Annotated in this window: 19 protein-coding genes; 11 read left to right on the top strand and 8 right to left on the bottom strand. The window is 59.2% G+C overall.

The window, feature by feature from the left end:
• Positions 1-43: 43 nt before the first annotated feature.
• From glyQ to APH28_RS04505, 4 genes are all read left to right on the top strand, one after another.
• Entirely contained in the window at positions 44-991 is a 948-nt protein-coding gene (gene glyQ, locus APH28_RS04520; protein WP_060507781.1) for a glycine--tRNA ligase subunit alpha, read from the top strand.
• On the top strand, positions 988-3,039 hold the full coding sequence (glyS, locus tag APH28_RS04515) for a glycine--tRNA ligase subunit beta (protein WP_060507780.1): 2,052 nt from the start codon (positions 988-990) through the stop codon (positions 3,037-3,039). The genes glyQ and glyS overlap by 4 nt, the downstream gene beginning before the upstream one ends.
• Positions 3,040-3,042: 3 nt before the next feature.
• The gene (gene gmhB, locus APH28_RS04510) at positions 3,043-3,570 is read left to right on the top strand and encodes a D-glycero-beta-D-manno-heptose 1,7-bisphosphate 7-phosphatase (RefSeq protein ID WP_060507779.1); all 528 of its coding nucleotides are present in this window, start codon (positions 3,043-3,045) and stop codon (positions 3,568-3,570) included.
• A gap of 64 nt (positions 3,571-3,634) precedes the next feature.
• Positions 3,635-4,405 carry a 1-acyl-sn-glycerol-3-phosphate acyltransferase gene (locus APH28_RS04505; RefSeq protein WP_060507778.1) on the top strand — a complete coding sequence of 257 codons (771 nt, stop codon included), beginning with the start codon at positions 3,635-3,637 and terminating at the stop codon, positions 4,403-4,405.
• Between the two features lie 177 nt (positions 4,406-4,582).
• Here the strand turns inward: APH28_RS04505 and APH28_RS04500 are convergent, their stop codons facing one another.
• Both APH28_RS04500 and APH28_RS04495 read right to left on the bottom strand, forming a co-directional pair.
• Entirely contained in the window at positions 4,583-6,202 is a 1,620-nt protein-coding gene (locus APH28_RS04500) for an MFS transporter (RefSeq protein ID WP_060507777.1), read from the bottom strand.
• Positions 6,203-6,299: 97 nt separating this feature from the next.
• A complete protein-coding gene (locus APH28_RS04495) occupies positions 6,300-7,946 on the bottom strand; it encodes a GMC family oxidoreductase (RefSeq protein WP_060507776.1) in 1,647 nt (548 codons plus the stop codon).
• 119 nt (positions 7,947-8,065) lie between these two features.
• Between APH28_RS04495 and APH28_RS04490 the strand changes: the two genes are divergently transcribed.
• Positions 8,066-8,953: a LysR family transcriptional regulator gene (locus APH28_RS04490; RefSeq protein ID WP_060507775.1), complete on the top strand. Its 888-nt coding sequence runs from the start codon at positions 8,066-8,068 to the stop codon at positions 8,951-8,953.
• On the opposite strand, the gene APH28_RS04485 is transcribed toward APH28_RS04490, so the two are convergent.
• The 3 genes from APH28_RS04485 to APH28_RS04475 are packed head-to-tail and all read right to left on the bottom strand — an operon-like array spanning position 8,942 to position 11,938.
• Positions 8,942-9,760 (bottom strand): sulfite exporter TauE/SafE family protein, encoded by an 819-nt coding sequence (locus APH28_RS04485; RefSeq protein ID WP_060507774.1) that lies wholly within the window; start codon positions 9,758-9,760, stop codon positions 8,942-8,944. The two genes, APH28_RS04490 and APH28_RS04485, sit on opposite strands and share 12 nt — an antisense overlap.
• Entirely contained in the window at positions 9,757-11,013 is a 1,257-nt protein-coding gene (locus tag APH28_RS04480) for an FAD/NAD(P)-binding oxidoreductase (RefSeq protein ID WP_371263062.1), read from the bottom strand. The genes APH28_RS04485 and APH28_RS04480 overlap by 4 nt, the downstream gene beginning before the upstream one ends.
• A gap of 40 nt (positions 11,014-11,053) precedes the next feature.
• Positions 11,054-11,938 (bottom strand): MBL fold metallo-hydrolase, encoded by an 885-nt coding sequence (locus tag APH28_RS04475; RefSeq protein WP_060507772.1) that lies wholly within the window; start codon positions 11,936-11,938, stop codon positions 11,054-11,056.
• A 223-nt stretch (positions 11,939-12,161) separates the two neighbouring features.
• Here APH28_RS04475 and APH28_RS04470 point away from each other — a divergent pair, with 223 nt between their 5' ends.
• The 5 genes from APH28_RS04470 to APH28_RS04460 all read left to right on the top strand — a co-directional run bounded on the left by APH28_RS04470 (position 12,162) and on the right by APH28_RS04460 (position 17,201).
• Positions 12,162-13,451 carry a sigma-54-dependent Fis family transcriptional regulator gene (locus APH28_RS04470; RefSeq protein ID WP_060507771.1) on the top strand — a complete coding sequence of 430 codons (1,290 nt, stop codon included), beginning with the start codon at positions 12,162-12,164 and terminating at the stop codon, positions 13,449-13,451.
• A 127-nt stretch (positions 13,452-13,578) separates the two neighbouring features.
• Positions 13,579-13,947, top strand: coding sequence for an RcnB family protein (locus tag APH28_RS27805; RefSeq protein WP_082432260.1), 369 nt, complete (start codon positions 13,579-13,581; stop codon positions 13,945-13,947).
• A 656-nt stretch (positions 13,948-14,603) separates the two neighbouring features.
• Positions 14,604-15,005: a hypothetical protein gene (locus tag APH28_RS04465; protein ID WP_012269857.1), complete on the top strand. Its 402-nt coding sequence runs from the start codon at positions 14,604-14,606 to the stop codon at positions 15,003-15,005.
• 81 nt (positions 15,006-15,086) lie between these two features.
• Positions 15,087-16,484: a hypothetical protein gene (locus APH28_RS27800; RefSeq protein ID WP_223296393.1), complete on the top strand. Its 1,398-nt coding sequence runs from the start codon at positions 15,087-15,089 to the stop codon at positions 16,482-16,484.
• 189 nt (positions 16,485-16,673) lie between these two features.
• Positions 16,674-17,201, top strand: a complete 528-nt coding sequence (locus tag APH28_RS04460) for a hypothetical protein (protein WP_012269855.1) — start codon at positions 16,674-16,676, stop codon at positions 17,199-17,201.
• Between the two features lie 101 nt (positions 17,202-17,302).
• Here APH28_RS04460 and APH28_RS04455 read toward each other — a convergent pair whose 3' ends face one another.
• The 3 genes from APH28_RS04455 to APH28_RS04445 form a co-directional block, all read right to left on the bottom strand.
• Positions 17,303-17,626, bottom strand: coding sequence for a hypothetical protein (locus APH28_RS04455; protein ID WP_010951457.1), 324 nt, complete (start codon positions 17,624-17,626; stop codon positions 17,303-17,305).
• A 117-nt stretch (positions 17,627-17,743) separates the two neighbouring features.
• On the bottom strand, positions 17,744-18,418 hold the full coding sequence (locus APH28_RS04450) for a heavy metal response regulator transcription factor (RefSeq protein ID WP_003253420.1): 675 nt from the start codon (positions 18,416-18,418) through the stop codon (positions 17,744-17,746).
• A gap of 489 nt (positions 18,419-18,907) precedes the next feature.
• Entirely contained in the window at positions 18,908-20,251 is a 1,344-nt protein-coding gene (locus APH28_RS04445) for an OprD family porin (RefSeq protein ID WP_003253422.1), read from the bottom strand.
• A 403-nt stretch (positions 20,252-20,654) separates the two neighbouring features.
• Here APH28_RS04445 and APH28_RS04440 point away from each other — a divergent pair, with 403 nt between their 5' ends.
• Entirely contained in the window at positions 20,655-21,926 is a 1,272-nt protein-coding gene (locus APH28_RS04440) for a TolC family protein (protein ID WP_010951456.1), read from the top strand.
• The last annotated feature ends 13 nt before the right edge of the window (positions 21,927-21,939 follow it).

The raw sequence follows: 21,939 nt of genomic DNA, 5'->3' as shown, positions 1-21,939 counted from the left end.
CTCCCGCTCTTTACATCCGCATCCCCAGATACAGGTGAATTTCGTGAGCCAGCCTACGCCAGCCGTGCGTACCTTCCAAGACCTGATCCTCGCCCTGCAAAACTACTGGGCAGCTCAAGGTTGTGTGGTGCTTCAGCCCTACGATATGGAAGTAGGCGCCGGCACGTTCCACACCGCTACATTCCTGCGCGCCGTGGGTCCAGAAACCTGGAACGCCGCCTATGTGCAGCCTAGCCGTCGCCCTGCCGACGGGCGGTATGGCGAAAACCCCAACCGCCTGCAGCACTACTACCAGTTCCAGGTGGTTCTGAAGCCGAACCCGGCCAACTTCCAGGAGCTGTACCTCGGCTCGCTGAAAGCCATCGGCATCGACCCGCTGGTCCACGACATTCGCTTCGTCGAAGATAACTGGGAATCGCCGACCCTGGGCGCCTGGGGCCTGGGCTGGGAAATCTGGCTGAACGGCATGGAAGTCACCCAGTTCACCTACTTCCAGCAGGTAGGTGGCATCGAGTGCTATCCGGTCACCGGTGAAATCACCTACGGCCTCGAGCGCCTGGCCATGTACATCCAGGGCGTCGACTCGGTCTACGACCTGGTATGGGCCGACGGCCCGTTCGGCAAGGTCACCTACGGCGACGTGTTCCACCAGAACGAGGTGGAGCAGTCGACCTACAACTTCGAACACGCCAACGTCGAGAAGCTGTTCGAACTGTTCGACTTCTATGAAAGCGAAGCCAACCGCCTGATCAAGCTGGAGCTGCCGCTGCCGACCTATGAAATGGTCCTGAAGGCCTCGCACACCTTCAACCTGCTGGACGCCCGCCGCGCCATCTCGGTGACCGAGCGCCAGCGTTACATCCTGCGCGTGCGTACCCTGGCCCGGGACGTGGCGCAAAGCTATCTGCAAGCCCGCGCACGCCTGGGCTTCCCGATGGCCACCCCTGAACTGCGTGACGAAGTGTTGGCGAAGCTGGAGGCTGCACAATGAGTGCTCAAGATTTCCTGGTAGAACTGGGCACCGAAGAGCTGCCACCCAAAGCCCTGGCCAGCCTCGGCGACGCCTTCCTGGCCGGCATCGAGAAAGGCCTGCAGGCCGCTGGCCTGAACTACACCGGCAAGCAGGTGTACGCAGCGCCACGCCGCCTGGCCGTGCTTATCCGCCAATTGGACGTGCAGCAGCCTGACCGCAGCATCAACATCGACGGCCCGCCCATGCAGGCGGCCTTCAAAGACGGCGAGCCGACCCAGGCTGCCTTGGGCTTTGCCAAGAAGTGCGGCGTAGAGCTGGCCGAAATCGACCAGAGCGGCGCCAAGCTGCGCTTCTCCCAGCACATCCCGGGCAAGGCCACCGCCAGCCTGCTGCCGACTATCGTCGAGGATTCGCTCAACGACCTGCCAATTCCCAAGCGCATGCGCTGGGCTGCAAGCCGTGAAGAGTTCGTGCGCCCGACCCAGTGGCTGGTGATGCTGCTCGGCGACCAGGTGGTCGACTGCACCCTCCTGTCGCAGAAGGCCAGCCGTGAATCCCGTGGCCACCGCTTCCACCACCCGGAGAACGTGGTCATCACCACCCCGGCCAACTACGTCGAAGACCTGCGCAAAGCCTACGTGCTGGCCGACTTCGCCGAGCGTCGCGAGCTGATCAGCAAGCGTACTGCGGAGCTCGCCATGCAGCAGGAAGGCACCGCTATCGTGCCGCCCGCGCTGCTGGACGAAGTGACCGCCCTGGTCGAGTGGCCAGTGCCGCTGGTGTGCTCGTTCGAAGAGCGTTTCCTCGAAGTGCCGCAAGAAGCGCTGATCACCACCATGCAGGACAACCAGAAGTATTTCTGCCTGCTGGACAGCGAAGGCAAGCTGCTGCCGCGCTTCATCACCGTGGCCAACGTCGAGAGCCGTGACCCCAAGCAGATCGTGCAGGGTAACGAGAAGGTCGTGCGCCCGCGCCTGACCGACGCCGAGTTCTTCTTCAAGCAAGACAAGAAGCAGCCGCTTGAAACCTTCAACGAGCGCCTGAAGAACGTGGTGTTCCAGGCGCAGCTGGGCACTGTCTACGACAAGGCCGAGCGGGTTTCAAAACTGGCTGCGTTCATCGCCCCGCTGATCGGCGGCGATGCCCAGCGCGCCAGCCGTGCCGGCCTGCTGTCGAAGTGCGACCTGGCCACCGAGATGGTCGGCGAATTCCCTGAAATGCAGGGGGTTGCCGGTTACTACTACGCGCTCAATGACGGTGAGCCGCAAGACGTCGCCCTGGCCCTGAACGAGCAGTACATGCCGCGCGGTGCTGGCGCCGAGCTGCCGCAGACTCTCACTGGTGCTGCCGTGGCCATCGCCGACAAGCTCGACACCCTGGTCGGCATCTTCGGCATCGGCATGCTGCCCACCGGCAGCAAGGACCCGTATGCCCTGCGCCGTGCTGCCCTGGGCGTGCTGCGTATCCTGATCGAGAAGCAGCTGGACCTGGACCTGAGCGCCGCAGTCGGGTTTGCGGTCAAGCAGTTCGGTGCCAAGGTCAAGGCAGCTGGCCTGGCCGAGCAGGTGCTGGAGTTCATCTTCGACCGCCTGCGTGCTCGCTATGAAGACGAAGGCATCGACGTTGCCACGTACCTGTCGGTCCGTGCCCTGAAGCCGGCTTCGGCCCTGGACTTCGACCAGCGCGTGCAGGCCGTGCAGGCCTTCCGCAAGCTGCCGGAAGCCGAAGCCCTGGCTGCAGTGAACAAGCGCGTGTCGAACCTGCTGAGCAAGGCCGAGGGCGCTATCGCCGACCAGGTCGAGCCAAAGTACTTCGACAATGCCAACGAGTTCTCCCTGTACTCGGCCATCCAGCAGGCCGACCAGGCCGTGCAACCGATGGCAGCGGCGCGTCAGTACAGTGAATCGCTGGCCCGCCTGGCGGCCCTGCGTGACCCGGTCGACGCCTTCTTCGAGGCGGTGATGGTCAATGCCGAAGACGCCAAGGTACGTGCCAACCGTTATGCCCTGCTCAGCCGCCTGCGCGGCCTGTTCCTGGGCGTGGCTGACATTTCGCTGCTGGGGTAAACCTTGAAACTGCTGATTCTCGATCGTGACGGGGTGATCAACCAGGACTCCGACGCCTACATCAAGACGCTGGAAGAGTGGATCCCGATCCCTGGCTCGGTCGAAGCCATCGCGCAGTTGAGCAAGGCGGGCTGGACGGTGGCCGTGGCCACCAACCAGTCCGGCATCGCCCGTGGCTATTACTCGCTGGCAACCCTAGAGGCCATGCACGCGCGCCTGCGCGCGCTGGTGGCCGAGCAGGGCGGCGAGGTGGGCCATATCGTGTATTGCCCGCACGGGCCAGATGAGGGCTGCGATTGCCGCAAGCCCAAGCCTGGCATGCTGCGGGCGATCGCCGAGCATTACCAGGTGGGCCTTGAAGGCGTCTGGTTCGTCGGCGACAGCAAAGGTGACCTGGAGGCCGCCCTGGCCGTCGGTGCACAACCCGTGCTGGTGAAAACCGGCAAGGGCGAGCGGACCCTGGAAAAAGGCGTCGCGGAAACTACACTGATTTTCGACGATCTGGCTGCCATCGCCAGAGAAATTATTTAACAACAGTGCGCCCTCTGGGCGCATTTTTCCTAGGCGGGCGTGCCCCGCAACGGTATTTGCCACTATGTCGATCCTGCAGGCGATCAGAATCTTTCTTTTTTACCTGCTGCTGGGCACCAGTTCGCTGCTGTGGTGCTCGCTGAGCTTCTTCGTCGCGCCGTTCTTGTCGTTCCCCAAGCGCTACACGTTCATCAACGTGTACTGGTGCCGTTGCGCACTGTTCCTTGTGCGCACCATCCTTGGCATCAACTACAAGGTCACCGGCGCCGAGAACGTGCCGGATGAGCCCTGCGTGATCCTGTCCAACCACCAGAGCACCTGGGAAACCTTCTTCCTTTCCCAGTACTTCTCGCCGCTGAGCCAGGTGCTCAAGCGCGAGCTGCTGTATGTGCCGTTCTTTGGTTGGGCCATGGCCATGCTGCGGCCGATCGCGATCAACCGCGACAACCCCAAGGAGGCCCTGCGCCAGGTGGCCAGCAAGGGTGACGAACTGCTCAAGCAGAAAACCTGGGTGCTGATCTTCCCGGAAGGTACCCGGGTGCCGTTCGGTACTGTGGGTAAATTCTCCCGCGGCGGTACCGCGCTAGCCGTGAATGCCGGGCTGCCCGTGCTGCCGATTGCCCACAATGCTGGCAAGTTCTGGCCCAAGACGGGCTGGGGCAAGCGCTCGGGCACCATCGAGGTAGTGATCGGCAAGCCGATGTACGCCGAGGGCACCGGACCGCGGGCCATCGCCGAGCTTAATGACCGTGCTGCTGCGTGGAACGAAGCCACCCAGCGGGCTATGGGTTCGCTGCCGCCGGTGGATGAAAAACCACAAGAGCAGATGGCCTGACCATCTGTGGATAACTTGTGTACAGTTTTTCGATAAGATCCCCGGATACGACGCTAAGTACATGAATTAGCTATTTATTTCTGGGTATGACATTTTTCTGAAAAACGTGCATAAGTTTTTTCGGGGCATAAGAAAACCGGCTTTTACAGCCGGTTTTTTTATGGCGTGGTGATAGCGTCAGACCTTGTCGATATCCACGTCCTTGGTTTCTTTCAAACAGAGGATCCCCACCACCAAGCTGATGCCTGTCACCAGCACCGGGTACCACAAGCCGTAGAAGATATCCCCGGTATACACCACCAGCGCGAACGACACGGTTGGCAGGAAGCCGCCGAACCAGCCGTTGCCGATGTGATAGGGCAGCGACATCGAGGTGTAGCGGATGCGGGTAGGGAACAGCTCGACCATCACCGCCGCCAGCGGTCCGTAGGTCATGGTCGCGATCAGGATCATCGCCACGATCAGCACCACCACCATCACCTGGTTGACCTGCCCCGGGTCGGCCTTGGCCGGGTAACCCGCCTGCTCGATCGCCGAGCGCATGGCTGTTTCGTCGAAGCCGTTGATGGTCTTGTCGCCAATGTTCACGACCACATCACTGCCGGCCACGCTCACCGAACTGTAAGGCAAGCCCTGCTTGACCAGGAAGGTCTTGACCTTGTCGCACGGGCTGTCGAAGCGCGCCTTGCCCACCGGGTCGAACTGGAAGGTGCAGCCTTGCGGGTCGGCGGTGACCACGATCGGCGCCTGGCGGCTGGCCGCGTCGATCTGCGGGTTGGCATAGTGGCTCAGCGCCTTGAACATCGGGAAGTACAACACGGTGGCCAGTAGCAGGCCGAGCATCAGGATCGGCTTGCGCCCGATGCGGTCGGACAGCCAGCCGAAGAACACGAAGAACGGCGCGCCGATCACCACGCTGATGATCAGCAGGGTATTGGCCTGGGCCGGGTCCATCTTGAGCATCTGGGTGAGGAAAAACAGCACGTAGAACTGCGCGGTGTAGAAGGTCACGGCTTGCCCGGCATTGATGCTGAACAGCGCGGTCAGCACCACTTTCAGATTGGGCCAGGAGGTGAACGATTCGCGGATCGGTGACTTGCTGACCTTGCCTTGGGCCTTCATTTTCACGAAGGCCGGCGACTCGTGCATGCTCATGCGGATCCAGGTAGAGATCGCCAGCAAGAAGATCGACAGCAGGAACGGCAGGCGCCAGCCCCAGGTTTCGAACTGGTCACCACTGATGTAGCGGCTACCCAGTACCACCAGCAACGACAACAGCAGGCCCAGGGTAGCGGTGGATTGGATGAACCCAGTGTGGAAACCACGCTTGCCGGGTGGCGCGTGCTCGGCCACGTAGGTGGCGGCACCGCCGTATTCGCCGCCCAGCGCCAGCCCCTGGAGCATGCGCAGGATCACCAGGATGATCGGTGCCGCGATGCCGATGCTGGCGTAGGTGGGCAGCAGGCCAACAGCGAAGGTCGACAGGCCCATCAGTACGATGGTCACCAGGAAGGTGTACTTGCGCCCGATCATGTCGCCCAGGCGGCCGAATACCAACGCACCGAACGGCCGCACCAGGAAGCCGGCAGCAAAGGCCATGAGGGCGAAGATGAAGGCGGTAGTGTCGTTCACCCCAGCAAAAAACTGCTTGCTGATGACCGCGGCCAGCGCCCCATAAAGAAAAAAGTCATACCACTCGAACACCGTCCCGAGGGATGACGCGAAAATGATTTTGCGTTCTTCACGACGGCTGGCGCTGCTGGCCGTCGCACCCTGCTCTTGGATGTAATCCGACATCGTTGCTGTCCTCGGCCCGCAGGCCACAGTGATTATTCTTGTTGTTCCACTGTCGGCAGCTTGTGACCGCCAGCTGCCGGTGTTGCACGCTCCCGGGTCAGGGGGTCGGTACTGCGTCTTCGTTCAGGTAGGTCTGGGTGGCGGCTCCTTTGAGGATCAGTTGCGCCGCCTTCTCGGCGATCATCAGGGTGGGGGAACAGGTATTGCCGGAGGTGATCTGCGGCATGATCGAGGCGTCGGCCACACGCAGGCCGGGGATGCCGTGCACGCGCAGCTGGTTATCCACAACGTCGAGGTCGCCGTTGCCCATGCGGCAGGTACCGACCGGGTGGAAGATGGTGGTGCCGATCTTGCCGGCCGCCTCGAACAGTTCTTCCTCGGTTTGCAGGGACGGGCCTGGTAAATACTCCTTGGGGTCGAAAGCGGCGAGGGCAGGCGCCTGGACGATGCGTCGGGTCAGGCGGATGGCGTCGGCGGCCACGCGTAGGTCCTGGGGGTCGCTTAAGTAGTTGGGATCAATCTGCGGCGTGCTGTTCATGTCTGCACTGCGGATATCGATGCGCCCGCGGCTGGCTGGACGCAGGTTGCACACCGACGCGGTGAAGGCCGGGAACGGGTGCAGCGGCTCGCCGAAGCGCTCCAGTGAAAGCGGCTGCACGTGATACTGCAGATTGGGTGTGGCCTGCTCAGGGCTAGAATGCACGAAGGCACCCAACTGGCTCGGCGCCATGGCCAGTGGGCCACTGCGGTCGTAGAGATACCGCAGACCCATGCCCAGCTTGCCCAACAGGCTGTTGGCCATCTGGTTGAGCGTGCGGGTGTTGCGGATCTGGTAAATCAGCCGCAATTGCAGGTGATCCTGCAGGTTGCCGCCGACGCCGGGCATGTCGTGGCGCACACCGATACCCAGGCTTTCGAGCAGCTTGCGCGGGCCAATGCCGGAGCGCTGGAGGATACCGGGCGACCCTACGGCGCCAGCGCAAAGGATGATCTCGCGGCGCGCAGCAAACTCATGCCAGGCGCCTTGCCAAAAGGCTTTAACCGCGCGGGCACGGGTGTTGTTCAACAGCACCTGGTCTACCTGAACGCCAGTCAGCACAGTGAGGTTGGGGCGGTCCTGGATCGGCCGCAGAAAGGCTTTGGAGGCGTTCCAGCGCACACCGCTGCGCTGATTGACCTGAAAGTATCCACAGCCTTGGTTGTCGCCAGTGTTGAAGTCATCGACCTTGCCAATGCCGCTTTGCTCGGCGGCGTCGCGGAAGGCATCGAGGATCGGCCAGCTGTAGCGCTGGCGCTCGACTCGCCATTCCCCCTCGGCGCCATGGTGTTCGCTGGCTCCGGCAAAGTGGTTCTCGCTGGCCTTGAACAACGGCAGCACATCGTTCCAGGCCCAGCCCGGGTTGCCTTGCTCGGCCCAATGGTCGTAATCGGCAGCCTGGCCGCGCATGTAGATCATACCGTTGATCGAAGAACAGCCGCCGAGCACCTTGCCCCGTGGATAACCCAGTGCACGACCGCCCAGGCCGGGCTGTGCTTCGGTCTTGAAGCACCAGTCGGTGCGGGGGTTGCCGATGCAGTAAAGGTAACCGACGGGGATGTGAATCCACGGGTAGTTATCGCGGCCACCGGCTTCGAGCAGCAGGACGCGGCTGGAAGGGTCGGCGGACAAACGATTGGCCAGCAGGCAGCCGGCGGGACCGGCACCCACGACCACGTAGTCGAATACAGAATCGGCTGACGGCATGTGCAACCTCGCGCCTGATTATTATTCTTGTCCCGATCCATCTTAGTGAGTAATTTCGACAAGGAAACACGAGATTTTACGCAGCCGTTGTGCGTTTTAGCACAGCCCTAAGGATCAGCATGTTCGACTGGAACGATCTGCGGTTTTTCCTCGAGTTGCAGCGCAGTGGCCGCCTGCTCAGCGCGGCCAAGCGCCTCAATACCACCCACAGCACCGTCGCCCGCCATATCGACAGCATCGAAAAGAGCCTGGGCACGCCACTGTTCGTGCAGCATGCCCAGGGCTATGAACTGACCCCGTCGGGGCAAGCCTTGCTCAAGCACGCCGAAGCCATGGAGAACGTGGCCCTGCTGGCGCAGGAAGAGATCACTCAGGCCATTACCCCGCTGGGCAAGATTCGCTTGGGGGTTACCGAAGGCATCGGCATCATGTTCTTCACCCCACGCATGAGCGAGCTGTTTGCCCGCTATCCAGGGCTGGAGGTGGAGCTGGTGGCGGTACCGCGCTTCGTCAGCATCCTCAACCGCGAGGCCGAGATCAGCATTCACCTGGAGCGGCCTAACGCCGACCTGCTGATCACCCGCAAGCTCACCGACTACCGCCTGGCGCTGTACGCCAGCCAAGACTATCTGGACCGGGCGCCACCCCTGCGCAACCGCGAGGACCTGGCCCGGCACAACTGGATAGGCTACGTCGATGATCTGCTGTTCAGCCAGGAACTGCTGTTTCTCAACAGTTTCTGCCGCGCACCGAATGTTTCTTTCCGCAGCACTAGCGTGATCGCCCAGCAAACCGCCGCCCGCGCAGGGCTGGGCATCGCCGTGCTACCCAACTACATGGCTCGACACGACCCGACACTGGTGCGTGTGCTGCCCAGCGAGACCATCCAGCGCAGCTACTGGATCTGTACCCGCCGTGAGTTGCACAAGTCGGTGCGCCTGCGGGTGGTGTGGGACTACCTGCTGGCGCTGTGCGCGGCGGAACAGGATCAGCTGCTAGCCGAATAGCGCTTTGCTGGCCAGCAACAGGGCCGCCAGCCAACCGGCCACGGCAAACAGCTGCTGAAGGCGCGGGCCGGCAATGCGGGTGGCCAATGGCCTGGCCAGGAGCAGGCCGATCACCGCACCGATGGCGAACGGCGCACCGATCTGCCAGTGCATCACCCCGGCCAGGCTGGCGCTGACCACACTGCCCGTGGAAACCAGTGCAATGACGGCCAGCGATGTCGAAACGATGCTCTTCATGCGCAGGTTGGTGTAGCGGTTCAAGGCCGGGATGATCACAAAGCCGCCGCCCACACCCAGCAGGCCAGAAAGCAAGCCGGACATCGCCCCGGTAAATGCCAGGGCGCGTGCGCAAGGTAGCGTCCAGCGCAAGCGCCCCTGCAGCGGGTTCAGCACGCAGGGCTCGATGTAACGATGGGCGTCGCTCCCTTCGCCGCGCAGCTCTTTGGCCGCCTTGCGCCAGATGCGCAGGCAGGCGTAGATCAGCACGCCTGCGAACACCAGCGCCAAGGGTGCATTGGGCAACCGGTGCGCCAGCATCAGGCCGAACGGCGCCGCGGCGATGCCGATCAAGGCGATGAACAGGGCCGCGCGATAACGCACCAGCCCTTCGCGCAAGCCGAGTACCGCCCCCACTGCCGCAGCAAGCCCCACGGCAAGCAAACCGATGGGCGCCGCTTCGACCATCGACAGGCCAAGCCCGAACACCAACAGTGGAACTGCCAGGATGCCACCACCCGCGCCGGTCAGCGCCAGCACCGCACCGATGATTGCGCCCAGGCCTGCGCCCAGCAGCTGATGCTCGATCACTGTGCGGCCTCGGCGTCCAACGGTTGCGGGCGCGCCATCCACTCACGGCCTTTGAGCATCCCCTGCCAATACAAGGGCGGCAGTATCCGTGCCTTGAGCAGCCAGGCCAGGCGTGTCGGCTGGCGCCCATCGAGCAGCCAGCGCGGGAAACTCGGTGCGACCTTGCCGCCATAGGTGAACTCGGCCAGGACGATCTTGCCGCGCTCGACGGTCAGCGGGCAGGAGCCATAGCCGTCGTACTGGGCCAGAGTAGGAAGGCGGCCCAGCGCTACCAGTACGTTGTTGGCAACCACTGGCGCCTGCTTGCGCGCAGCTGCGGCGGTCTTGGCGTTGCTGGTGTTGGCCACATCGCCCAGCGCATGAACGTTGCCGAATTGGCGATGGCGCAAGGTATGCGGATCGACATCGACCCAGCCGGCCGCGTCGGCCAAGGTGCTCTGGCGGATGAAGTCCGGCGCGACCTGTGGCGGCACCACATGCAATAGGTCGAAAGCTTCAATGCGGGTTTCACTGCTGCCGTCGAGTAGCGTGCGAACAAAGGTCGCACGCCGATTGGGCCCATCCACGGCCACCAGGCGATGGCTGTAGTTGAGGTCCACGCCGTACTTGTCGATGTAAGCCATCAAGGCCGGAACATAGTCGGGTACGCCGAAGAGCACGGCACCAGCATTGAAGAAACTGGCTTTTACATCCCCCAGCCGACCACTGCGCAGCCAATGGTCGCAGGACAGGTACAGCGCCTTCTGCGGCGCGCCTGCACACTTGATTGGCATCGGTGGCTGGGTGAACAGGGCACGCCCTTGCTTGAGCTTTTGCACGAGCTCCCAGGTATAGGGCGCCAGGTCGTAGCGATAGTTGGAAGTGACACCGTTGCGACCGAGCGTTTCGCTGAGCCCGTCGATGGCCTCCCAGTCGAGTTTGAGGCCAGGGCAGACCACCAGCTGTTCATAACTGATGGCGCGGCCACCTTCCAGCATGACCAGCTGGGCTGACGGGTCGAAGCCTTGGACAGAAGCCTTGATCCAGCGAACGCCCCGCGGGATGGCCGAGGCCATGGTGCGGGCGGTGCTCGGCGCTTTGAAAACGCCGGCGCCGACCATGGTCCAGCCTGGCTGGTAGTAGTGCACGTCGGCAGGGTCGATCAGGGCGATGTCCAGCGACGGGTCGCGGGCGATCAGGCTGGAGGCAGTGGCGATACCGGCGGCACCGGCACCGACGATGACCACCTTGTGGTGGTCGGCATTGGCAGGCATGGCAGTCAATCCTGGAATTTCTGGTAAAGGGGCAGGGCAGTCAAAGCTTGTTCAGCGGGATTTTCAGGTAGCTCACGCCGTTTTCTTCTGGCTCCGGGAACTGGCCACTGCGCATGTTGACCTGCACCGAAGGCAGGATCAGCACAGGCATGTCGAGGGTCTTGTCGCGAGCTTCGCGCATGGCTACGAAGCTGTCTTCATCGACACCCTGGTGGATATGAATATTGCTGGCGCGCTGCTCGGCCACCGTGGTGACGAACTGCATCTCGCGCCCGCCTGGCAGGTAGTCGTGGCACATGAACAGCTGGGTCTTGTCGGGGAAGGCGAGTAGCCGGCGGATCGAGCGGTACAGCGTACGGGCATCGGCGCCGGGGAAGTCGCAGCGAGCGGTGCCATAGTCAGGCATGAACAAGGTATCGCCGACGAACACCGCCGTCTCGCCAGCGTCCACGACCATATAACTGATGCACGCCGGGGTATGCCCCGGGGTATGCAGTGCTCGGGCATGCAGGTTACCGATCCGGAAGCCTTCCTCGTCTTCAAACAGCACGTCGAACTGGCTGCCATCGCGGGCGAAGCCAGGCTCTGCATTGAACAGCGTGCCGAAGACTTTCTGCACCTGGGTAATGTGCGCACCAATGGCCGTGTGGCCACCGAGCTTGCCCTTGAGGTAGGCGGCGGCCGAGAGGTGGTCGGCGTGCACGTGGGTTTCCAGCACCCACTGCACGTTGGCGTTCAGTTCCGTCACGCGCTCGATCAGGCAATCCGCCGAGGCGGTGCAGGTGCGCCCAGATTTGGGGTCGTAGTCCAGTACGCTGTCGATCAGTGCGCACTGACGGGTTTCACGGTCCATGACCAGGTAGCTGATGGTCGAGGTCGCATCATCGTAGAAGGCGTCCACGTGCAGGTTGTTGCCGATGATCATCACGTTCTCCAGATTATCTGCCGCGCCTTGTACAGGCGTAGGCAGTGGGAGGAGGTTTATCAAGATGCATGCCAGGCACTTTTCCAGATCGAGATCAATGAATACGGGCCACTGGTCATGGCTGTCAGAGCAGGTGGCAGTACCGATGGCAGTCGACTGTCAGCCAATGGCAGTGTTTGGCAGTCCTTGTTACCCTGCGCCAGGTTATCCAACCGGTGCCGTCATGCCTGAATATCATCCACTCATCCTAGCTCTGGTTTCCTACCTTGAGCACGATGCCCTGCCTACCATCGTGCTGGACACCGAGTACAACATCCTCGCGGCTAACGCGGCTTATCGCCGGCAGTTCGGTCGGGACGAGCAGGCACCGCTGGGCGAGAAGTGCCACCGGGTGTCGCATCACTATGCCGTGCCATGTGACCAGGCCGGCGAGCACTGCCCGATGCGCAAGGCATGGGACAGCAAAGTGCCCGAGCGTGTGCTGCACATTCATCACACGCCGCGTGGTCCCGAACACGTGGATGTGGAGCTGCGGCCAATCCTCGATGAACAGGGCAGGGTGGTCGCCTTCGTCGAACGCCTCACCAGCATCACCCTCGCGTCCGCGCAACCTCAAGAACAAGGGCTGGTCGGGCGGGCGCCTGCCTTCAAGACCGCATTGGCCAGCCTGCAGCGGGCGGCACCCGCGCAGATTCCTGTGCTGCTCCAGGGCGAGTCGGGCACCGGCAAGGAGCTGTTCGCCCGCGCCATTCATATGGGCAGCCCACGGGCCAATGGCCCGCTGGTCGTCGTCGACTGTACCGGCCTGACCGAGTCGTTGTTGGAAAGCGAGCTGTTCGGCTACGAGAAAGGCGCATTCACCGGCGCCAACCAACGCAAGATCGGCTTGGCCGAGGCTGCTCACGGCGGCACGTTGTTCCTCGACGAAATTGGCGAGGTGCCGTTGGCGATGCAGGTCAAACTGCTGCGCCTCATTGAGTCCGGAAGCTTCCGCCCGGTTGGCAGCCTGCGCACCGTGCACTCGGATTTCCGCCTGGTGTCGGCGACCCATAAACCGCTGAAGAAAATGGTGGGTGAAGGGACGTTCCGGGAAGATCTGTATTACCGCATCAGCGGCTTCCCGATCCGCCTGCCGGCGTTGCGCGAGCGTGTGGAAGATTTGCCGCTGCTGGCTGAGAGCCTGCTGCAACGTATGGCTGGCAAGCCCACACCGAGCCTGACTGAGGACGCGCTGAAACAACTCAAGCTGCATGGGTTCCCGGGGAACATCCGTGAGTTGCGCAACATTTTAGAAAGGGCTCGGCTGTTTGCCGATGACGGGCTGATCCGACCTGAACACCTGCCGGAAGATGTAGGGCCACAGCAGGCACCGGGTATTAGCCGAGGCCGAAACGATCTGGGTGATCTCGCGCACGCGCTGGAGCAATTCCAAGGATCACGCAGTGAGCTGGCCCGTCACCTGGGCCTGAGTGAGCGAACCTTGTACCGCCGTTTGAAAGCCCTTGGTTTGTAACCATCCGACCTTTACCCGACCTTTACCTCCGCCCTGACATTAAGTGGAAAACTTTGTGGTCTGATCAGTCAACCGCACCAGGCAGCCGCATTTAGCTGCCGGGCGTATACAGGCAGAGGATCAGCACATGAAGAAAGCCCTAACCGTACTCTGCGCCGCGCTTGTGCTCAGCACACCCTTGGCCAGCTTCGCTCAACCGGGCCCGGACCACTATGACGGTGGCCCATCCCGTCAGGGCAACCCGCCACACGGCCAACCCGATCGGCACGACCGCCATGACAATGGTCGGTACCCGGCCTACCACAACCCTAACTTCCGACCTGAAGCGGGCATGCCCACGCCTCATCAACAATGGCACCGTGGCTACGTTGTGGAACCGCGTTATCGCGCTGACCGCTACTGGGTGACCGACTGGCGTGCTCGCCACCTTTACGCACCGCCGCGTGATCATCGTTGGTTGTATGTGAACGGTGACTATTGTAGGTTCACAAAATAGGTGATAGGCCAGACCCCGTGAAATTGGAATCTTCGCCATTTTTTTTGTGAAATGAAGGGGTGCTTTTCACAGAAAAGCCGAGAAATCCCTACTCACCAATCACAAAAGTTGATTGGCCTGGAAAGGGCCGTTTACGACCGACGCGTGACTTTTCGGTAAGGGATGAGGAGTAGTCGCAGCGATCCTTTAGCTCCTAGTCTGGCGACCTTGGGTTCAGAATCCGACTGGCAATGCCCGCCGTCACTACTTCAGAGGAACCAGCTTCCTCTGCTGCCAAAATTGCGGGGGGCTCATGCTGGTACCCAGGCCCGACAAATGCGCAGTTGCAGCCCTCAATTGCAAGGCTATCCAAAGCGGCACGCGTGTCAATCAAGATCTGATGCATGACGATGGCCGGCCTCACGGAGGTGAAACCGGAGATTCAGATTGACTAAACCGACCCCGTAGACACCAACCTCCACGAAGGCCGCTATCGACCCAAAGCTGTCCTTCAAGAAAGGCAGCTAACGGCGAGAAGCGGTCATTTTGTATCTACAGGTTTCGGGGCGATTCACTCGTCTGATGCTCAGGAGCACCAGGATGGGCGTCAAGGAGGTGGTCATCTTGAGGTGGACTATGCTGACCAGTTGCTCTCAAATCTAATCGTGAGGTCCTCCATGGCAAACCCCAATCTGCTGGCTCTATTCAGAGATGAAGTCCTTCTGACCGGGCCTGAAAGCTCCCTTCCAAGCAACCTATCTCAGTTCTGGCTTGAGGAGCTCCAGAGTCATCTGGAGAGGTATTTCGACGGTTTGAACTCGGATTCAGATGCAGAAGAGAAGGATCTCGACATCTCTCTCCCACTCGCAGCGATCATCCACATCTTGTTCGCGAAGAATGGTGGGGAGGAGATATCCGAGAGCTCTGAAAAGCTGTACGAGTATTTCCAAGACTACCGGCTCGAACTGGCCCTTGAAGAGATCACGCGAAAGACTCATGTGGCTGCCGAGGCTGCAACCATTGAGACCATCTTCACCAACCGAGATGTCCTGGTGGAACAAGGCCCCCTTCTTCAATAGGTACCTCCACCGATGCCATCGCCGGCGGGCACGCTCCGAGGCATTGATGGAATGCATTTTGACGGCTGCCGAGATCAGCGAATGAAAGAAATTGCTGCGCCGATGTTCGATCTAATCGCTTTGTCGCTTCCACGAGGGTTGGGGTTTGGGGACAGCCCGCCAGTAGGGGCATGGCTTAGTGAGGACGGAATTTCTTGTGCCGCTCTAACCCGAAATATCAATTCCGGCAGCTTCGGAATTGTCACCTTGCGGCGTCGTGTCGATAGCGTGTGGGTGCTCCTCAGCCATGGTGAGTGCACCACTGGCGAGTCCGAAGCCCGCGCCTCAATCAGCCATTTTCTCTATACCCAAGCCCATCCGCTTCCACTCCCTTCAGGTGAACGACGACGTGCTCCTCTAAGCAGAATGGGTAAGCGCACACCAAGCGTGGTGTTCAAATCACTATTTGATCCAAGCCGCCGTATTGGGGCGTGGGCGCTGAATCAACTGTATCTCGCACTGCCATCCCCAGACAGAAATTGGGTTCCCGATTGCCAGACTGAGAATTTTCACACCCGCCTCTGGGAAGCCCACCTATTAGCGATTTTTCGTGAACAGGGACTCTTGGTCACCCAGCCTAAAGAATCACCCGATTTTCACATCGAGAATAGGCTGGGAGATGAGGCCTGGGTTGAAGCAGTGACAGCCAACCCGGAAGAGCGGTATGAGCATTTTGGCGCCTCGCCGGTCCCCCCACCCGCTGACCGACATGAGCGTTTCTTAGGAGCGGCTGCAGAAAGGTTTGCGAGGACCATCCAAAACAAATTGGACAAGCGTTACGAATCCCTACCGCACGTGGAGGGTAAGCCGCTCATTCTGGCCTTAGCCGATTTCCATGCGCCCAGTTCAATGCTGTGGAGCAGGGAGTCGCTCATCAGCTATCTCTATGGCTTTGCAGTTCACTCATCTGCGCATCGTGGTACGCACCTGATAACTGTGGAGGAAGAGACATCTCTGCTATCAGGGCGCCCCAACGGCCTATTTACGCTAATGGAAAATGCCCATCTTTCAGCGGTCATTTTCACCAATGCCTGCACAGTGCCAAAGCTCAGCCGAGTGCCGATCTCAGGTGGAGCTCATCTAGACGGGTACCGATACTTGCGGTTTGGTGAGTTTTTCGACCGTTCTCCGGGAGCATCACGAGGTATCCCATTTCTGTTGGATGTAGCGTCCAGCGACTACGGTCAGCTCTGGCCGCAATATGGCTACGAGCCGTGGTCTGCTGAAGTGGAGGTATTCCATAACCCTATGGCACTATACCCGGTGCCTAATGAGTTGATACCAGAAGTCACCCACTGGAGAGAAGTAAACGGAAGAGTCGAGTGCGAATCTTTCTTTGATGTATCCATACTCCGATCCAGAACACTCGTCCTCAGTGCAAACGCTAAGGTTCCGTCACTCGATGAGTTGCTGACAGCAGCCAGTCCTCCAGAGCTCTGACGGCGGCGGGGTGGCCGCATCGTTGCCACGCAGGTAGATGAGAATTTCTCAGCAAGCTACCCAGCCAGGGGAAGGACATGAGATCCCCTGCGCAATTCAGGACCGTTGAAGCGTCACCTCTCTTCGGGTAAAAGCATGACCGTCATACAACGCTACAACAGCGTCATACCCGAGAGCATAGGAAGAAAAATGTCGATCCAAGGACTAAAACGATACTTTGGAAACAAGATTCACGCAGTGATAATGATGGCCCCGCTTAAGCGGGAAATGATACGCCTCGGCATATGCACCCTTATGGCGATTATTCTGAATATCATCTTGTATACCGGCGTTGAAGTAGACGGCACCATCAAGCCGTGGGCAGAAACCCCGATAAAACTGTTTGCATCGTCGATGTTATTCGCCTTCATGATCAAGGCTTTTCTGCCAGTTCTCGGCTGGACGATACTGAAAGCAATGCTGTTGAGTGCGAACAATGCCTTCAGCGGCATACTGAGTTTTTTGGGCAATCAGTTCACAGGCGTCATGTACTGTACCGGAATTATTATGGGTTCTATCACGATTAAATTGTATATGGTTTCCGGGGTTTTAGACTCTGAGTTTGCTTATCTGTCCGCAATCGTATTTGCTTCCGGGGTTTTATATTTCTATGTGCTGCAATGCGCCATTCAAAAAACAATGAGTCCGGCCCTGCGTACACCAGCAGTACCGCGTTAAACCACTAGGCTGTGACTATTCATCTCTGGTGCTCAGTAGGCGCTCGCTCTGCTGAACCCTCACCCATACACAACCATTAATGGACTGGCCCGCCTTCGACTTTATGAAGAAGGCGAGCGAGCACGTGACTGATTGCGCATGTATTCCGAGATGAGACTTTCGAAATTGATGTCCGCCTCCTCAACGAGAATATTGACGTGACAGTACAGCTCTTCAGGACCTCTGAGATAATTGAAAATCCTTGATCTAACGATGCCGCAAACCCCTTCTTTGACCGCCGTAGAGGGGAGGTTGATAACATCGCCAACGCACGGGATAAGAGCTAGGCCATGGTCGCTGTTGAAGACAATGTCAGCTGGACAGGCATCAATGCTGGCATCGGATTGTCCTTGCGAAACCTGCTGATAATCAATGCTATACCTCATGTACAGCCTACCTCATTTGTTGAGTGAGGAATCAGCGCCGCGGATCGTAAACAGAAACCTCAAGTTCGCAAGCGACGGGAGCATGTAGCGGATTTTCGGTACTAGAGAGCTTGGCAACTATCGTTTTTCAAGCACATACCCTACGCCCCGAAGCGTATGTATCAGTTTGGTCTCGAAAGGGTCATCTATCTTGGCTCTGAGTCTTCGAATCGACACCTCTACAACGTTTGTGTCGCAGTCAAAATTCATATCCCAAACCTGCGAAATAATTTGGGTGCGGCTCAGCACCACACCGGTATTACGCATCAGGTAATGCAGTAACGCGAATTCTTTCGTGGTCAGGTCAATGCGCTGACCGTCCCTGAATGCCCTGTGCCGGCTCTGATCAAGCTCCAGGTCAGCGACGCGAATGACCTCTACGGATGCAGGGTGATCTGACCTGCGCATCAAGGCGCGAACCCGGGCCAGCAGCTCAGGGAACTCAAATGGCTTGATCAGGTAGTCATCTGCTCCGTTCTCCAGCCCCCGGACCTTATCCGCCAGCCGGCTTCTCGCCGTCAGCATCATGATACGGGAAGGGCAGTTTTTACGACGCAACAACTCAAGGACCTGCCAACCGTCCATCTCTGGCAGATTTATATCCAGGATAATCAGCTCATATTCGTGCTGCTTAGCCAAGAATAATCCATCTGACCCGGTGTGGACGCAATCTACGACATAGCCACATTCCGTCAGACCTTGACGCACATACTCCGCAGTTTTTACTTCATCCTCAATTACCAGAATTCGCATGGGATTTTGTCTCGATATCACTGAGCAATTAACCGCGCACGCGCGCCGGCATTATTGAAAGGGATGGTAAATCAAAATGAGCGTGCCGGGGCTCAAATGACGGATTTGTAATTTCTAGGTAATACAGTTGATAGTCTGGCGGTATATCTTGTCGCGGTTTGGGTTTGACAGTTGCGGGCCCTCTCTCCAGCAGGTGATTTGACCTTATGAAGTATTGGGTTATTTTCTTCTTTGTGCTGGCTTCGTTCCGCTCAGATGACGGCGAGGTCGCTCACATTGAAGAGACTGGTCATTGGTGTAGTCATGAACTTCACCGGCATGCGATGCGTACAATCGAACGCCTACTTGAATTTTAGGCAAAAAAAAGGCGCCCAATGGGCGCCAAATATCCACCTTTTACCAAAGGAGCACTTAAGCCACTCAAGGTGAATGCGTAATGCTCGTTTTACTAACAGGACCCGCCAATGGATAACTGGCCCAGTTAGCGAATTACAGAATCGAAAGCGGGTACTCGATGATTACACGAGTTTCATCCAGATCCGATTCGAAAGCAGTGGCACGCGTGGTTGCCTGGCGCAACCGGAAGGACAGATCTTTTGCCGGACCGGTTTGGACAACGTATTTGACTTCGACGTCACGCTCCCAACGCTTCTGATTGTCGAGCGGGTTGCCGTTGTCGTCGGTGCGCATGTAGAACTGGTTAGCGTTCGAGTAATCCGCACCCGAGCCTCTGGCGTAGCGCGTCATGAACGTCAGGCCTGGAATGCCGTAGCTGGTGAAGTTCAGGTCATAGCGCAGCATCCAGGAACGCTCTTTCGGCGAGTTGAAGTCGCTGTACTGGATGGAGTTGTCGACGAAAATCGAGTCCGACTGACGCAGGTAGTCGAAATCGTCGTCGCCGTTGTTGCGCTGATGCGACAGGGCCAGGGTGTGGGCACCGTAACGCACACCGACCTTGGCACTCCAGATGTTGTTGTCGAATTCACCCAGGCGCTTCTTACCTTCATCTACGGCTTTGTAGTAGTTGAAGCCACCGATCAGCGCCAGATCGTCGCTCAGCGGGTAAACCACGCTTGTGCCGGCGTAGTACTGATTCCAGACGTCTTTCAGCTGGCTGGCGTAGACGCTCACAGTCCAGTTGTCGTTGATCGAGTAGTCACCGCCACCGTAACCGATCCATGGCGAGTTGACCGGGCCGCCGTAGAACGTCACGAAGTTGTCGTTCAGGTTGCTTGAGACCGGCTGGCTCATCGCATGCAGACGACCACCCTGGAGGGTAAGGCCCTGGATGCTGGTGTTCTCAACGGTCACACCGCGGAAACTCTCTGGCAGCAGGCGAGAGTCACCCGATGCGACGACCGGGGTCGATGGGAAGACATCACCCACTTTCACGATGGTATCGAACAAGCGGACTTTGGCTGCGCCGCCGACCTTGGTGTATTCGTCGCGAGCTTCACCCTTGTTATCAACGGGCAGCACGTCGAAGGAGCTACGGCCGCCGTTGCGCCCATCACCGGTGTCGAGCTTGAGGCCGATCATGGCAAAGGCATCAACGCCAAAGCCAACGGTACCTTGGGTAAACCCGGAGTTGAATTTGCTGATGATCGCGTGCGCCCAGGCTTCGGAGTAGCCGTTCGTATTGCCCTTGCCACTGTTGTAAGTGGGGGCGGTGCTGTCGCGGTTATCACGGTTGAAGTAGAAGTTACGGTTCAACACTGTAAGGCTGCTGCCTTCAATGAAGCCTTCTGGCTTGTCTTCAGCTTGTGCCGAAATAGCATAGCTTCCAGACAGCGCAGAAACTGCCGCCAAATACAGTGGTACTTTGATTTTCATCCGATGCTCCTTTGATTCACGGCAGTTTTTATTATGTTTACCGGCGCGGGTGTCGTTAATTGTTCTGACCAGGCGGCGCGCCTAGCGTAGCGCGAGCTCATATTTGCAGGCCGAAGATAACGGGGGGGTGATAGGAAAATTACAATTTCGTCATCTACCTGTTGTTCGGGCCTTCGCACCGCGTGTTTGCCATCTCCGTTGCTTGTAACGAAATCATCGTGTCGGGTTTGGTTTCCCAGTATTTTCGGGCATTACAGGACATTCTTACGGAATTGTAATTTTCTAGCCACCCCTCTGATAGCTACCGCTCATTAGAGTGCCATCACCTAATCAAGTGGGGCTTGGCAGCTGTTTCGGCGTTCTCGCCAAGCTTTATCGAAGTTTGTGCACGAGGACCATCAAAGTGCCCCGGTATAACCGCAATGTCTTACCCAAGACCCCCGTCTCGCCCTGGAAGATCGCTGCACTCTGTGCAGTCATCTCTGGGTTGATGGCGCCTGCAGCCCTTGCCCAAAGCATCAGCTTGCCCCAGGCGCTTTCGACGGCCATGGATGCCAACCCAGACCTGGCCGCGGCCAGGCAAGAAATTGGGATCGCTGATGGTGCTCGCAAGCAGGCCGGGCTTATCCCCAACCCCACAATCTCGTATGACGTGGAAGACACCCGTCGTAACACCAGCCAGACGACTGTCTCTCTCAGCCAGACCCTTGAGCTGGGCGGTAAGCGGGGGGCTCGTGTTGACGTCGCCACATACGGGCAGACCGCCGCACAGCTTGAGTTAGACCGTCGCGTTAACGGCCTGCGTGCAGATGTCGTCCAAGCCTTTTACGCCGCGTTGCGGGCCCAGACAGGTCTCGACCTGGCCAAGCAATCTCTCGAACTGACTGAGCGCGGTCTTCGCATCGTCGATGGCCGTGTTCGCGCAGGTAAGTCGTCCCCAGTGGAGGCGACCCGCGCTCAAGTGCAACTGGCCGAAGCCCAGCTGCAAGTTCGACGTGCAGAAACGGAAAAAGCGACCGCTTACCAACAGCTCGCTCAAATTACCGGGAGCTCAGTCACCGTGTTTGATCGACTCGAATCGCCAACCCTCTCCCCGGGCTTGCCACCTCGCACTGAAGATCTGCTGGCTAAGCTCGACCAAACAGCAGAAATGCGTCAGGCCGTGGTGCAGATAGACAAGAGCGATGCCTCGCTCGGCTCAGAGAAAGCTCAGCGTATCCCGAACCTTACTGTCAGTGTAGGTAGCCAGTACGACCGCTCTGTGCGCGAGCGGGTCAACACTGTGGGCCTGTCTATGCCTTTGCCGCTGTTCGATCGTAACCAGGGCAACATTCTTTCCGCTTCTCGTCGTGCAGATCAGGCCCGGGACCAGCGCAATGCTGTTGAGCTGCGCCTGCGCACCGAAACCCAAACCGCGTTGAACCAATGGTCCACCGCCATGCAGGAGGTCGAGTCCTACGACAAGACCATTCTGCCTTCAGCCCAACAAGCCGTAGAGACCGCAACCCGCGGCTTCGAGATGGGCAAATTCGGTTTCATCGAAGTGCTGGATGCCCAGCGCACCTTGATCGTCGCTCGTGGCCAATACCTCGAATCGTTGGCAGCGGCGACCAATGCGCGTGCGCAGGTGGAAAGGGTTTATGGCGAAGTCGGCTCAACCGCCGGCACTCGCTGAACGGGCCAAACAT

This window comes from Pseudomonas sp. NBRC 111124 (assembly GCF_001320245.1).
Taxonomy (GTDB): domain Bacteria; phylum Pseudomonadota; class Gammaproteobacteria; order Pseudomonadales; family Pseudomonadaceae; genus Aquipseudomonas.
Note: the sequence above shows the minus strand (reverse complement) of the source record. Positions and strands in the feature narration are given on the sequence as shown.

Bases quoted from the DNA above. Each gene is read 5' to 3' on its own strand.
- glyS (WP_060507780.1), top strand. From the start codon at position 988: ATGAGTGCTCAAGATTTCCTGGTAGAACTGGGCACCGAAGAGCTGCCA.
- APH28_RS04505 (WP_060507778.1), top strand. From the start codon at position 3,635: ATGTCGATCCTGCAGGCGATCAGAATCTTTCTTTTTTACCTGCTGCTG.
- APH28_RS04500 (WP_060507777.1), bottom strand. From the start codon at position 6,202: ATGTCGGATTACATCCAAGAGCAGGGTGCGACGGCCAGCAGCGCCAGC.
- APH28_RS04495 (WP_060507776.1), bottom strand. From the start codon at position 7,946: ATGCCGTCAGCCGATTCTGTATTCGACTACGTGGTCGTGGGTGCCGGT.
- APH28_RS04490 (WP_060507775.1), top strand. From the start codon at position 8,066: ATGTTCGACTGGAACGATCTGCGGTTTTTCCTCGAGTTGCAGCGCAGT.
- APH28_RS04480 (WP_371263062.1), bottom strand. From the start codon at position 11,013: ATGCCTGCCAATGCCGACCACCACAAGGTGGTCATCGTCGGTGCCGGT.
- APH28_RS04475 (WP_060507772.1), bottom strand. From the start codon at position 11,938: ATGATCATCGGCAACAACCTGCACGTGGACGCCTTCTACGATGATGCG.
- APH28_RS04470 (WP_060507771.1), top strand. From the start codon at position 12,162: ATGCCTGAATATCATCCACTCATCCTAGCTCTGGTTTCCTACCTTGAG.
- APH28_RS27805 (WP_082432260.1), top strand. From the start codon at position 13,579: ATGAAGAAAGCCCTAACCGTACTCTGCGCCGCGCTTGTGCTCAGCACA.
- APH28_RS04465 (WP_012269857.1), top strand. From the start codon at position 14,604: ATGGCAAACCCCAATCTGCTGGCTCTATTCAGAGATGAAGTCCTTCTG.
- APH28_RS27800 (WP_223296393.1), top strand. From the start codon at position 15,087: ATGAAAGAAATTGCTGCGCCGATGTTCGATCTAATCGCTTTGTCGCTT.
- APH28_RS04460 (WP_012269855.1), top strand. From the start codon at position 16,674: ATGTCGATCCAAGGACTAAAACGATACTTTGGAAACAAGATTCACGCA.
- APH28_RS04455 (WP_010951457.1), bottom strand. From the start codon at position 17,626: ATGAGGTATAGCATTGATTATCAGCAGGTTTCGCAAGGACAATCCGAT.
- APH28_RS04450 (WP_003253420.1), bottom strand. From the start codon at position 18,418: ATGCGAATTCTGGTAATTGAGGATGAAGTAAAAACTGCGGAGTATGTG.
- APH28_RS04445 (WP_003253422.1), bottom strand. From the start codon at position 20,251: ATGAAAATCAAAGTACCACTGTATTTGGCGGCAGTTTCTGCGCTGTCT.